This window comes from Mycobacterium sp. Aquia_213, from assembly GCF_026625985.1.
GTDB lineage: Bacteria > Actinomycetota > Actinomycetes > Mycobacteriales > Mycobacteriaceae > Mycobacterium.
The window spans coordinates 3,176,639-3,189,480 of record NZ_CP113116.1 but is presented as its reverse complement, the minus strand read 5'-3'; the positions used below and the strand labels follow the sequence as shown (position 1 = coordinate 3,189,480).

Sequence of the window (12,842 nt, the reverse complement as noted above, 5' to 3'; positions counted from 1 at the left end):
CATATTTAGCGTGTTAATCCGACCCGGCGGCTGCGGTGGGCGAGCAAAGGCGGATTATATTGCACCTGGGCTCGTCAAGAAGTTCGGAGCAAAACGCGGTGGTGTGCAAACCTTTACCTGGCCGTGTCCTAAACGTGACACTCGTTGGCCACTGTAGTCACAGTGATTTTGCGCAGCCGCGAACAATCGACGAGAAGCGAGAGATGACGGCGCAATCAATGGTTTACCAGGGGACCTTACGGGTCGGCGCACAGGCGAAGGCCGGTGGCTTTATGGCGCTGACCACGGCATTGATTGCCGCAGCCGCGACGATGGCCGCACCCATCCGCGCCGACATGGCGGGCAACACCTTCCTGTCGGCGCTGACCAATGCGGGTATTGCCGTCACTCAGCCGGCCACGACGCTGGCACAGGGGCAATCGGTGTGCCCGATGCTGATCCAGCCGGGCGGTTCGTTCGACTCGGTCGTCTCGGAAGTGGCCACCGGCAGCGGGATGACCGAGAAAAATGCCGGCATCTTCACGATCATCGCGATCGGCACGTTCTGTCCTGCGATGATCGCGCCGCTGATTCCGGACCGGTTCAAGGTCTAGCAAGAGCTCTGCCTCGGTGCCCGTATCCTCTTCAGAAGTACGCGAGCAATCGAGGTGAACGACACGAGTGGCCGACGACAGGCAGCGTCACAACGGCGAACGACGTCCGCGCTCGGCGTCTGGATGGTCGGGATCGGGCCGGGGGCGCTCAGCCCAGCCGCGGAACACCACCGGCGACGGTGATCGTCCGGCGGACAACGCGCCCCCAATACCGCCCGACGTGGACGCCAAGCAACTGGCCCCCGAGATCCGCGGTGAACTGAGCACCTTGGACCGCGCTACCGCCGACGCGGTCGCGCGCCACCTGGTTGCCGCGGGTGAGCTGATGGACGAAGACCCGGAAGCCGCCCTCAACCACGCCCGTGCTGCGCGGGCGAGGTCCAGCAGGATCGGCGCGATTCGCGAAGCCGTCGGAATCGCCGCCTATCGCTACGGCGACTGGGCGCAGGCGCTGTCCGAGTTGCGTGCCGCCCGCCGGATGGGCAGCAAGTCCCCGTTGTTGCCGTTGATCGCGGATTGCGAACGCGGCCTTGGCCGTCCGGAGCGGGCGATCGAACTGGCCCGCGGCGACGAGGCGGCCCAGCTCAGCGGCGACGCCGCCGACGAGCTGCGCATCGTGGTCGCCGGCGCCCGCTCCGATCTCGGGCAGCTCGAGCAGGCGCTGGCGCTGTTGTCCACGCCGCAACTGGACCCGAGTCGCAGCGGCTCGATGGCCGCCCGGTTGTTCTACGCCTACGCCGACACCTTGCTGGCGCTCGGGCGCGATGACGAAGCGCTGCAATGGTTTTTGCACTCCGCGGCCGCCGACATCGACGGCATCACCGACGCCGAAGACCGGGTCGGCGAGCTGGGCTCGGAAGAAGACGCGTGAAAGGCATTGCGCAGGAATATGATTGCCTGCTCATTGATTTGGACGGAACAGTGTTTCGCGGCCACCGCGCCACCGAGGGCGCGGTGCAGACCCTTGACGAAGTAAGCAGCCGCAAGCTGTTCGTCACCAACAACGCCTCCCGCAGCGCCGACGAAGTGGCCACCCACCTGCGCGACCTCGGCTTCACCGCCACCGGCGACGACGTCGTCACCAGCGCCCAAAGCGCCGCGCACCTGCTCGCCGGTGAGCTGCCGCCGGATTCGCCCGTGCTGATCGTCGGCACCGACTCCCTGGCCAATGAAATCGCCGCCGTCGGACTGCGTCCGGTGCGCCGCTTCGACGACAACCCCGTCGCCGTCGTTCAAGGCCTGTCGATGACGATCGGCTGGCCCGATCTCGCCGAAGCCGCACTGGCCATCCGGGCCGGCGCGCTGTGGGTGGCGGCCAACGTCGACCCCACGCTGCCCACCGAGCGGGGCCTGCTGCCCGGCAACGGATCCCTGGTGGCCGCGCTGCGGGCCGCGACCGGAGCCGAACCCACGGTGGCCGGAAAGCCCGCGCCGACACTGCTCAACGATGCGGTCGCCCGCGGGGACTACCGCGCGCCGTTGGTGATCGGCGACCGTCTGGACACCGACATCGAGGGTGCCAACGCCGCGAAGTTCCCCAGCCTGATGGTGCTGACCGGAGTCAGCAGCGCGCGGGACGCGGTGTACGCCGTACCCGCGCAGCGGCCCACCTACATCGGCCACGACCTGCGCGCGCTGCACCAGGACAGCAACCTGCTCGCGGTCGGGCCGCAGCCCGGCTGGGCGATCGACGTCGGCGACGGTGCCGTCACGGTCAACGGCAACGGCAACGACGACGGCGACGGGCTGTCGATCGTGCGCGCCGTCGCCAGCGCGGTGTGGGGTGCCGGGCACTCCGATTCCCAGGGGCGGCCGGCGCGCATCCGGCCCGGCGACGACCGGGCCCGCGACGCGCTCGAGCGCTGGTCTCTCGTGCATGCCGACTAGCGGGTGACTACCGTAGAACCGCAATGAATATCGATCCTGCACAGATTCGCGCCGACATCGACAACCTGTTGGCGCAGTTACCCGATTTAGCCGACCCGGAGAACCGGGAAAACGCGCCGTCACTCGCCGAGCTCGAAGACATCGCACGCCGGCTTTCCGAAGCGCACGATGTGCTGCTGGCCGCGCTGGAGTCGGCGGAGAAGGGCTGAGGTGCGGGCATGGCACGACGCGCCCGCGTTGACGCCGAACTGGTGCGGCGCGGGCTCGCCCGATCCCGTCAGCAGGCCGCCGAGTTGATCGGCGCCGGGAAGGTCAGCATCGACGGCATGCCCGCGGTCAAGCCCGGCACCGCCGTCGCGGCCAGCGCCGCCCTGGTCGTCGCCGACGACGGCGAACGCCGGTGGGTGTCGCGGGGGGCGCACAAGCTGATCGGCGCGCTCGATGCCTTCGGGATCTCGGTCGCGGGCCGTCGCTGCCTGGACGCCGGCGCGTCGACCGGCGGCTTCACCGAGGTCCTGCTGGACCGGGGCGCCGCCGAGGTGGTGGCCGCCGACGTGGGCTACGGGCAGTTGGCCTGGTCGCTGCGCTCCGATTCGCGGGTGAACGTCGTCGAGCGGACCAACGTTCGCGACCTGTCGCCCGAGGCGATCGGTGGGCGCGTCGACCTGGTGGTGGCTGACCTGTCGTTTATCTCGCTGTCCACCGTGTTGCCCGCGCTGGCTGGTTGCGCCGGCCCCGACGCGGATATCGTTCCCATGGTGAAGCCGCAGTTTGAGGTCGGGAAGGGCCAGGTCGGCGCGGGCGGGGTCGTGCACGACCCCGGCTTGCGCGCCGACTCGGTGCTCGCCGTCGCGGGACGCGCCGGCGAGCTGGGCTGGCACACCGTCGACGTCACGGCCAGTCCGCTGCCGGGACCGTCGGGCAATGTCGAGTACTTCCTGTGGCTGCGCGCCGACACCGATCGGGGGCTGACCGGCGACGGGCTCGTCGATGCGGTGCAGCGCGCGGTAGGCGAGGGCCCGCAATGACCGCCGAACGCACCATCCTGCTGGTCGTGCACACCGGACGGGAAGAAGCCACCGAGACCGCGCGCCGTGTTCAGAAAGTATTGAGCGCCAACGATATTGCGCTGCGTGTGCTGTCCGCCGAGGCGGTCGACCGGGGACCGCTGCCGCTGTCTCCCGACGATGTGCGGGCGATGGGTGTGGAAATCGAGGTGGTCGACGCCGAGCCCAGTGCCGCGGAAGGCTGCGAGCTGGTGCTGGTGCTCGGCGGCGACGGCACGTTCCTGCGCGCGGCGGAACTTGCCCGCAACGCCGATATTCCGGTGCTGGGCGTCAACCTGGGCCGCATCGGCTTTCTGGCCGAGGCCGAGGCGGAGGCCATCGACAGAGTGCTGGAACATGTCGTCGCCCAGGATTACCGGGTCGAAGAGCGCCTGACGCTCGATATCGCGGTGCGCCACCGCGGGCGCGTGATCGATCAGGGGTGGGCGCTCAACGAGGCCAGCCTGGAGAAGGGTCCGCGGCTCGGAGTGCTGGGCGTGGTCGTCGAAATCGAGGGACGGCCGGTGTCGACCTTTGGCTGCGACGGAATATTGGTATCGACGCCGACCGGATCGACCGCCTACGCGTTCTCCGCCGGCGGCCCGGTGCTCTGGCCGGACCTCGAGGCAATCCTGGTGGTGCCCAACAACGCTCACGCACTGTTCGGCAGGCCGATGGTCACCAGCCCGGACGCAACGATCGCGATCGAGATCGAGGCGAGCGGCAACGACGCCCTGGTGTTCTGTGACGGCCGCCGCGAGATGGTGCTCCCCGCGGGCGGCCGACTCGAGGTGAGGCGCTGTGGCACCGCGGTGAAATGGGCACGGCTGGACAGCGCGCCGTTCACCGACCGGCTGGTGCGTAAGTTCCGGTTGCCCGTGACCGGTTGGCGCGGAAAGTAACGGCGCTGCAGCGGTGCTGACGCAATGCTGACTGAAATCCGCATCGAGTCATTGGGTGCGATCAGCTCTGCGGTCGGGGAGTTCGACCGCGGCCTGACCGTTCTGACCGGTGAGACCGGCACCGGCAAGACCATGGTGGTGACGGGGCTGCATCTGCTCGGCGGTGCCCGCGCCGACGCGAACCGGGTGCGCTCGGGTGCCGAACGCGCGGTCGTCGAAGGCCGTTTCACCACAACCGATCTCGACGACGCCGTGATCGCGCAGCTGGACGAGATGCTGGACGCGTCGGGCGGGGAGCGCGACGAGGACGGCAGTGTGATCGCGCTGCGTTCGGTCAGCCGCGACGGACCGTCGCGAGCCTATCTCGGCGGCCGCAGCGTGCCCGCAAAATCGTTGGGCGACTTCACTACCGGGCTGCTGACCCTGCACGGCCAGAACGACCAGCTGCGGCTGATGCGCCCCGAGGAACAACGCGGCGCGCTGGACCGGTTCGCGAAGGCCGGCCCGGTGCTCGAGCGCTACCGCAAACTGCGCGACGCCTGGCTGTCGGCGCGGCGCGACCTGTTCGACCGCCGCAACCGCATGCGCGAACTCGCCCTGGAAGCCGACCGGCTGAGCTTCGCGCTCAACGAGATCGACGCCGTCGACCCCCAACCCGGTGAGGACGACGCCCTGGTCGCCGACATCGTGCGGCTTTCCGAGCTGGACACGCTGCGCGAGGCCGCGGCCACCGCCCGCGCCGCGTTGTCGACCGAGGATCTGTCCGGTGGCAGCGCTGCCGATAGCCTCGGGCGGGCAAGGGCCGCACTGGAATCCACCGATGACGCCAAGCTGCAGGCGCTGGCCCAGCAGGTCCGCGAGGCACAGACCGTGGTCGACGACGCGGCCCAGGAGCTCGGCGGCTATTTGGAAGAGTTGCCGGTCGATGCCAGCGCGCTGGAGTCCAAGCTGGCCCGGCAAGCCGAGCTGCGCACGCTGACCCGAAAGTACGCCGCGGACGTCGACGGGGTCTTGCGGTGGGCGGCCGAGTCGCGCGAGCGGCTCGCGCAACTCGACGTCTCCGAGGAAGGGCTGGCGGTGCTGCAACGCCGCGCCGACGAGCTTGCCGGTGAATTAGGCGAAGCCGCAGTCGATCTGAGTAAGTGCCGCCGCAAGGCAGCCAAGCGGCTGGCCAAGGAGGTGACGGCGGAGCTGTCCGGGCTGGCGATGGCCGACGCCGAGTTCACCATCGAGGTGAGCACCGATGTCGCCGTCGAGAAGGACGACCCGGCCGTACTCACGTTGCCCTCCGGTGAGCTGGCCCGCGCGGGTGGCGATGGCGTCGACCTGGTCGAGTTCGGCTTCGCCGCGCACCGCGGCATCACGGTGCTGCCGTTGGCCAAGAGCGCCTCCGGCGGTGAGCTGTCCCGGGTGATGCTGGCGCTGGAAGTGGTGCTGGCCGCGTCGGCGGCGGGCACCACGATGGTGTTCGACGAGGTCGACGCCGGTGTCGGCGGTCGCGCGGCCGTCCAGATTGGGCGGCGGTTGGCGCGGTTGGCGCGCACCCACCAGGTCATCGTGGTTACCCACTTGCCTCAGGTCGCGGCCTACGCCGACGTGCACCTGGTGGTGCATCCGGCCGGCCCGCGGGGAACCAGTGTGGTGCGGCGGGTGACCGACGACGAGCGGGTTGCCGAGCTGGCGCGGATGCTGGCCGGTCTGGGCGAATCCGACAGCGGTCGGGCCCATGCCCGGGAGCTACTCGACGGGGCCCAGAACGACGAGATCTGACCGTCGGGTCCGGCAAAAGTGGACCGAGACCATACCGGGATCCGCCTGTTACGGATGTGACTCTAGATAACTTCTGGGGCTAATGTTACGGCGCGCCTCCCCGCCTGAGCCGTTCATCGCGGCCAGAATCGCCCCCATGAAGATGTCAGGGCTGCTAACTCGCAACGCTTCCCGGCCGGGTCTGACCGGCACCGCACGGGTCGACCGCAACATCGACCGCCTGCTGCGTCGGGTCTGCCCGGGTGACATCGTCGTGCTCGACGTCCTGGACCTGGACCGCATCACCGCCGAGGCGCTGGTGGAGGCCGACATCGCCGCCGTCGTCAACGCATCGCCGTCGGTCTCCGGCCGCTACCCGAACATGGGCCCGGAAGTATTGGTCAACAACGGCGTCACCCTGATCGACGAGACCGGACCGGACATCTTCAAGAAGGTCAAGGACGGTTCCAAGATTCGCCTGTATGAAGGCGGGGTGTACGCAGGCGAGCGTCGGCTGATCCGCGGCACCGAGCGCACCGACCACGACATCGCCGACCTGATGCGCGAGGCCAAGAGCGGCCTGGCCGCCCACCTGGAGGCGTTCGCCGGCAACACAATTGAGTTCATCAAGAGTGAGAGCCCGCTGCTGATCGACGGCATCGGCATTCCCGACGTCGACCTCGACATGCGTCGCCGCCATGTGGTGATCGTCGCCGACGAGGACAGCGCCGCCGACGACCTGCGCTCACTGAAGCCGTTCATCAAGGAGTACCAGCCGGTCCTGATCGGCGTGGGCAGCGGCGCCGACGTGCTGCGCAAGGGGGGCTACCGTCCGCAGCTCATCGTCGGGGACCCGGAGCAGATCAGCACCGACGCCCTCAAGTGCGGCGCCCACGTCGTGCTGCCGGCCGACGCCGACGGCCACGCGCCCGGGCTGGAGCGGATTCAGGACCTCGGGGTCGGGGCGATGACGTTCCCCGCCGCGGGTTCGGCCGTCGACCTGGCCCTGCTGCTGGCCGACCACCACGGCGCGGCGCTGCTCGTGACGGCCGGTCACACCGCCAACATCGAGACGTTCTTCGACCGGACGCGCACCCAGAGCAACCCGTCGACGTTCCTGACCCGGCTTCGGGTCGGGGAGAAGGTGGTCGACGCCAAGGCGGTCGCCACCCTCTACCGCAACCACATCTCGGGCGGTGCCATCGCGCTGCTGGCGCTGACGATGCTGATCGCCGTCATCGTGGCGCTGTGGGTGTCGCGCACCGACGGCGTGGTGCTGCACTGGGTCACCGACTACTGGAATCACTTCTCGCTGTGGATTCAGCACTTGGTCACGTAGTCAGTTGTAAGGACGTGCGCTCATGATCTCGTTACGCCAACATGCCTTCTCGCTGGCCGCGGTGTTCCTCGCGTTGGCCATCGGCGTCGTCCTGGGTTCGGGCTTCTTGTCCGACACCCTGCTGTCGAGCTTGCGGGACGAGAAGCGGGATCTTTATACGCAGATCAACGGGCTCAACGACCAGAAGAATGTCCTGAACGAGAAGCTCAGCGCGGCAAACAATTTCGATAGCCAGATGATGGGCCGGATCGTGCATGACGGGCTGGCCGGCAAATCCATCGTCGTGTTCCGCACGCCGGATGCCAAGGATGACGACGTCGCGGCGGTCTCGAAGATCGTTGGCCAGGCCGGCGGAACGGTCACCGGGACGGTGTCGCTGACCCAGGAATTCGTCGACGCCAACTCCGCGGAGAAGCTGCGGACCGTGGTGAACTCGTCGGTGCTGCCCGCCGGTCAGCAGCTCAGCACCAAACTCGTCGACCAGGGATCGCAGGCCGGTGATCTGTTGGGCATCGCCCTGCTGATCAACGCCAACCCGGCAATCCCGCCCGTCGACGAAACTCAGCGTGACACCGTGCTGACAGCATTGCGCGAGACCGGATTCGTCACGTACCAGCCCAGCGAGCACCTGGCAGCGGCCAACGCCGCCCTGATCGTCACCGGCGGTGCGCTGCCGCAGGATGCCGGCAATCAGGGCGTCAGCGTGGCCCGCTTCGGCGCGGCGCTGGCGCCACACGGCTCGGGCGTGTTGCTGGCCGGGCGGGACGGATCGTCGACGGGCGGTGCCGCGGTCGCGGTCGCGCGCGCCGACGCCGGCATCAATTCCGCGATCAGCACCGTCGACGACGTCGACGCCGCGCCCGGACGGATCACCGCGATCCTCGGCCTGCATGACCTGCTCAATGGCGGGCATGTCGGGCAGTACGGCACCGGTCACGGCGCCGCGTCGATCACCGTTCCGCAGTAGCGATTCGCCGGCCGGCTATCCGATTGCCGGGCGTGTTAGCCGCGCCGTGGGGTTGCTGGTGTTAGGGTGGATTTCCGTGGGTCGGCAGGCCCTGCAAGTCAAAGTTCGACGATAACGACGCCCTGCCCGTCTTCACGGAGGTCGCTTTAGTGCGTAGGCATCCGCAAACCACCACCAAGCACCTCTTCGTCAGCGGTGGTGTCGCATCCTCACTCGGTAAGGGTCTGACCGCCAGTAGCCTCGGACAGCTACTGACCGCGCGCGGACTGCACGTCACTATGCAAAAGCTCGACCCGTATCTCAACGTGGATCCGGGCACGATGAACCCGTTCCAGCACGGCGAAGTCTTCGTGACCGAGGACGGCGCCGAAACCGACCTCGACGTGGGCCACTACGAGCGGTTCCTGGACCGCAACCTGTCCGGCTCGGCGAATGTCACTACCGGGCAAGTGTATTCAACCGTGATCGCCAAGGAGCGCCGCGGCGAATACCTCGGCGACACCGTCCAGGTGATCCCGCACATCACCGACGAGATCAAGCGGCGGATCCGGGCTATCGCCGAGCCGGACGCCAACGGCAACCGCCCGGACGTCGTGATCACCGAGATCGGCGGCACGGTCGGCGACATCGAGTCACAGCCCTTTCTGGAAGCGGCGCGGCAGGTCCGCCACGATCTCGGTCGCGAGCACGTCTTCTTTCTGCACGTATCGCTGGTGCCCTACCTGGCGCCCTCGGGTGAGCTCAAGACCAAGCCGACCCAGCACTCGGTGGCCGCGCTGCGCAGCGTCGGTATCACGCCCGACGCATTGATCCTGCGTTGCGACCGCGACGTCCCCGAGCCGCTGAAGAACAAGATCGCGTTGATGTGTGACGTCGACATCGACGGTGTCATCTCCACCCCGGACGCGCCGTCGATCTACGACATCCCCAAGGTGCTGCACCGCGAGGAGCTCGACGCGTTCGTGGTGCGCCGGCTCAACCTGCCGTTCCGCGATGTCGACTGGACCCAGTGGAACGACTTATTGCGCCGAGTGCACGAGCCGCACGAAACCGTGCGAATTGCCTTGGTGGGCAAGTATGTTGACCTGTCCGATGCGTACCTCTCGGTGACCGAGGCGTTGCGCGCCGGCGGGTTTCGGCACCACGCCAAGGTGGAGATGGTGTGGGTGCCCTCCGACGACTGCGAGAGTTCCGCTGGTGCCGCGGCGGCGCTGGCCGACGTGCACGGTGTGCTGATCCCCGGCGGATTCGGTATCCGCGGCATCGAGGGCAAGATCGGTGCGATCCGGTATGCCCGGACGCGCGGGTTGCCGGTCTTCGGTCTGTGCCTCGGGTTGCAGTGCATCGTGATCGAAGCCGCCCGCTCGGTCGGTCTGACCGAGGCCAACTCGGCCGAATTCGAACCGTCCACACCGGATCCCGTCATCTCGACGATGGCCGATCAGGAGCAAATCGTGGCCGGCGAAGCCGACCTCGGCGGCACCATGCGGCTGGGGGCTTACCCCGCGGTGCTCGAGCCGGATTCGATTGTGGCGCAAGCATATGGGGCCACCCAGGTGTCCGAGCGGCACCGGCACCGCTACGAGGTCAACAACGTCTACCGCGACCGGATCGCCGAAAGCGGGCTGCGGTTCTCCGGGACCTCGCCCGACGGCCACCTGGTGGAGTTCGTCGAATACCCGTCCGACGTGCACCCGTTCATCGTCGGCACCCAGGCCCATCCCGAGCTGAAGAGCCGGCCCACCCGGCCGCACCCGCTGTTCGTGGCATTCGTCGGCGCGGCCATCGACTACAAAGAGGGCGAGCTGCTTCCGGTGGAAATCCCCGAGCACTCGTCCAACGGCAACCAGCATCGAGACAGCGCCGAGCGGTCGATACCTGAACCCGCCACTCGTGGCTGATCACGTTTTCGAGACGGCGTCGAGCGAAACGGTTTACACCGGAAAGATTTTCGCCCTGCGCCGCGACCAGGTGCGGATGCCCGGGGGTAACACTGCCGCGCGGGTAGTTCTCGAGCACTACGGCGCGGTGGCCATCGTGGCGATGAATCGCGATCACAGCATCGCGATGGTCTATCAGTATCGACACACCTTCGGCCGGCGCTTGTGGGAGTTGCCGGCGGGTCTGCTCGACGCTGCGGGTGAGGCACCCCAGCTCTCGGCGGCGCGCGAACTGGAGGAGGAGGTCGGCCTGCGGGCCGACAGCTGGCAAGTGCTCGTTGACCTCGACACCGCGCCCGGATACAGCGACGAGTCGGTGCGGGTCTACCTGGCCACCGGACTCACCGAGGTCGGGCGTCCCGAGGCGCACGACGAAGAAGCCGACATGACGATGCGCTGGGTTCCCATCGAGGAGGCGGTACGCCTCGTTTTCAGCGGTGAGATCGTCAATTCGATTGCGGTGGGCGGGATTTTGGCCACGCACGCCGTGACGACGGGGGTCGCGCAGCCGCGCCCGGTGGACATCCCGTGGCCGGACCGGCCCAAGGCCTTCGCCGCTCAAAAAGCGGAGCAGGCGCAGCGATGACGACTGCGCTCACGCTCGAGATGCAAATGCAGGGCTATTTCGACCACCTGACGATCGAGCGGGGAGTCGCGGCCAACACGCTCAGCTCCTACCGGCGAGACCTGCGCCGCTATTCAAAGCACTTGGAAGACCGCGGGATTCACGATCTGGCCAAGGTCGGTGAAGACGACGTCAGCGAGTTCCTGGTGGCGTTGCGGCGCGGCGATCCCGACTCCGGGGCAGTCGGCCTGTCGGCGGTGTCGGCGGCACGGGCGCTGATCGCGGTGCGGGGCCTGCATCGGTTCGCCGCCGCCGAGGGCCTGGCCGAACTGGATGTGGCACGCGCGGTGCGCCCTCCGACGCCGGGTCGCCGGCTGCCCAAAAGCCTGACCATCGACGAGGTGCTGGCACTGCTGGAAGGCGCCGGCGGGGAGAGCCCGTCCGACGGTCCGCTGACGCTGCGCAACCGGGCGCTGCTGGAGCTGTTGTACTCCACCGGATCACGCATCTCCGAAGCCGTCGGCCTCGACGTCGACGACATCGATACCCAGGCCAGGTCGGTGCTGCTACGCGGCAAGGGCGGCAAGCAACGGCTGGTCCCGATCGGACGTCCCGCCGTGCAGGCACTGGATGTCTACCTGGTGCGCGGGCGCCCGGAGCTGGCTCGGCGGGGCCGCGGCACGGCGGCGATCTTCCTCAACGCCCGCGGTGGACGGCTGTCGCGGCAAAGCGCATGGCAGGTGTTGCAGGACGCCGCCGAGCGCGCCGGGATCCACTCGGGGGTGTCGCCGCACATGCTGCGGCACTCATTCGCCACCCACCTGCTGGAGGGCGGTGCCGACGTGCGTGTCGTGCAGGAGCTGCTCGGCCACGCCTCGGTGACGACCACCCAGATCTACACGCTGGTCACCGTGAATGCGCTGCGCGAAGTGTGGGCCGGAGCCCACCCCCGCGCGCAGTGACTCAGCCCAGGTAGTCGGACTCCAGCACCAGGTCGGACACCAGCGACTGGTATTCCAGGTGAGCCTTGTGCTCGACGGTGTTCCACAGCTTGCCCTGCTGCTGGCGCATGTACTCGCGGTACTTCGGTGCGCCCGGCACCCGAACGTTGTCGGCGACCGCGATCGAGCCCGTATGCAGCCAGCCCCGGTCCATGATGCTCAACAGGTCGTTGAGGTAGGCGTCCTTGTCGTGGTCGAGGAAGATGAAATCAAGTGCGCCAGAAGCGAATCCGTGCTCGGTCGCGAGCACGTCGAGGGTGTGGCCGCCGTCGCCGATGGTGCCGACGACACACGTCACCCGGTCGGCGACACCGGCATGCGCCCAGATCCGCCGGGCGTTCGCGGCGTTGGCTTCGGCGAGCTCGACGGAAAACACCTTGGCGTTCGGCGCGGCCCGCGCGATCCGCAGCGCGCCGTAGCCGACGTAGGTGCCCAACTCCAGGACCAGCGCGGGGTCGGCGCGGCGCAGGGCGGCGTCGAGCAGGAGGCCCTTCTCGTCGCCGACGTTGATCAGCAGCGATTTTTCGTAGGCGAACTTGTCGATGGTGGCCAGCACGTCGTCGATGTCGCCGGCCCGGGCGTTGTTGACGACGTAGTCGACGGCGGCCGCTTCGCGTCCGTCGCCGATCTGGCCCGTCGTGGTGATGTTGCGAGCTCCGGCGGCCATGCGCCATACCGACCACCGCAGCAGCGGTATCCGTCGTTTGAGGTCCATAGGCACCCACGATAGACCCGCCCGGCGTGGGTCGAATGTTGCTGGTGTGACTGAAGTTAACTCTTAACGCCCTGGACGGCGCCAATGGCGATATCCGCACATATTCCCTGGTTATATCGCCTGCGGGTCGCCCGGTTT

13 protein-coding genes are annotated in these 12,842 nt (G+C 68.1%); 12 read left to right on the top strand and 1 reads right to left on the bottom strand.

Features of this window, described 5'->3' with window-relative positions; genetic code table 11:
- Positions 1 to 272: 272 nt before the first annotated feature.
- The 12 genes from LMQ14_RS14995 to xerD all read left to right on the top strand — a co-directional run bounded on the left by LMQ14_RS14995 (position 273) and on the right by xerD (position 11,950).
- A complete protein-coding gene (locus LMQ14_RS14995; RefSeq protein ID WP_267730374.1) occupies positions 273 to 593 on the top strand; it encodes a DUF732 domain-containing protein in 321 nt (106 codons plus the stop codon).
- Between the two features lie 67 nt (positions 594 to 660).
- Complete coding sequence (locus LMQ14_RS14990) at positions 661 to 1,464, top strand: tetratricopeptide repeat protein (protein ID WP_267730373.1); 804 nt, start codon at positions 661 to 663, stop codon at positions 1,462 to 1,464.
- Positions 1,461 to 2,480 (top strand): HAD-IIA family hydrolase, encoded by a 1,020-nt coding sequence (locus LMQ14_RS14985; protein ID WP_267730372.1) that lies wholly within the window; start codon positions 1,461 to 1,463, stop codon positions 2,478 to 2,480. Before LMQ14_RS14990 ends, LMQ14_RS14985 begins: the two co-directional genes overlap by 4 nt.
- A gap of 23 nt (positions 2,481 to 2,503) precedes the next feature.
- Entirely contained in the window at positions 2,504 to 2,689 is a 186-nt protein-coding gene (locus tag LMQ14_RS14980) for a hypothetical protein (protein ID WP_267730371.1), read from the top strand.
- Between the two features lie 9 nt (positions 2,690 to 2,698).
- The gene (locus tag LMQ14_RS14975) at positions 2,699 to 3,508 is read left to right on the top strand and encodes a TlyA family RNA methyltransferase (protein WP_267730370.1); all 810 of its coding nucleotides are present in this window, start codon (positions 2,699 to 2,701) and stop codon (positions 3,506 to 3,508) included.
- Positions 3,505 to 4,428, top strand: a complete 924-nt coding sequence (locus LMQ14_RS14970; RefSeq protein WP_267730369.1) for an NAD kinase — start codon at positions 3,505 to 3,507, stop codon at positions 4,426 to 4,428. Before LMQ14_RS14975 ends, LMQ14_RS14970 begins: the two co-directional genes overlap by 4 nt.
- Before the next feature lie 24 nt (positions 4,429 to 4,452).
- Positions 4,453 to 6,198 carry a DNA repair protein RecN gene (gene recN / locus LMQ14_RS14965; RefSeq protein WP_267730368.1) on the top strand — a complete coding sequence of 582 codons (1,746 nt, stop codon included), beginning with the start codon at positions 4,453 to 4,455 and terminating at the stop codon, positions 6,196 to 6,198.
- A gap of 136 nt (positions 6,199 to 6,334) precedes the next feature.
- The gene (gene steA, locus LMQ14_RS14960) at positions 6,335 to 7,516 is read left to right on the top strand and encodes a putative cytokinetic ring protein SteA (protein ID WP_267730367.1); all 1,182 of its coding nucleotides are present in this window, start codon (positions 6,335 to 6,337) and stop codon (positions 7,514 to 7,516) included.
- Positions 7,517 to 7,538: 22 nt separating this feature from the next.
- Entirely contained in the window at positions 7,539 to 8,483 is a 945-nt protein-coding gene (locus LMQ14_RS14955; protein WP_267730366.1) for a copper transporter, read from the top strand.
- Positions 8,484 to 8,632: 149 nt separating this feature from the next.
- Complete coding sequence (locus tag LMQ14_RS14950; protein WP_267730365.1) at positions 8,633 to 10,384, top strand: CTP synthase; 1,752 nt, start codon at positions 8,633 to 8,635, stop codon at positions 10,382 to 10,384.
- Positions 10,377 to 11,009, top strand: coding sequence for an NUDIX domain-containing protein (locus LMQ14_RS14945; RefSeq protein WP_267730364.1), 633 nt, complete (start codon positions 10,377 to 10,379; stop codon positions 11,007 to 11,009). Before LMQ14_RS14950 ends, LMQ14_RS14945 begins: the two co-directional genes overlap by 8 nt.
- The gene (gene xerD, locus LMQ14_RS14940; protein WP_267730363.1) at positions 11,006 to 11,950 is read left to right on the top strand and encodes a site-specific tyrosine recombinase XerD; all 945 of its coding nucleotides are present in this window, start codon (positions 11,006 to 11,008) and stop codon (positions 11,948 to 11,950) included. Before LMQ14_RS14945 ends, xerD begins: the two co-directional genes overlap by 4 nt.
- Before the next feature lies 1 nt (position 11,951).
- Here the strand turns inward: xerD and LMQ14_RS14935 are convergent, their stop codons facing one another.
- Positions 11,952 to 12,704 carry an O-methyltransferase gene (locus LMQ14_RS14935; protein WP_267730362.1) on the bottom strand — a complete coding sequence of 251 codons (753 nt, stop codon included), beginning with the start codon at positions 12,702 to 12,704 and terminating at the stop codon, positions 11,952 to 11,954.
- Between the last annotated feature and the right edge of the window lie 138 nt (positions 12,705 to 12,842).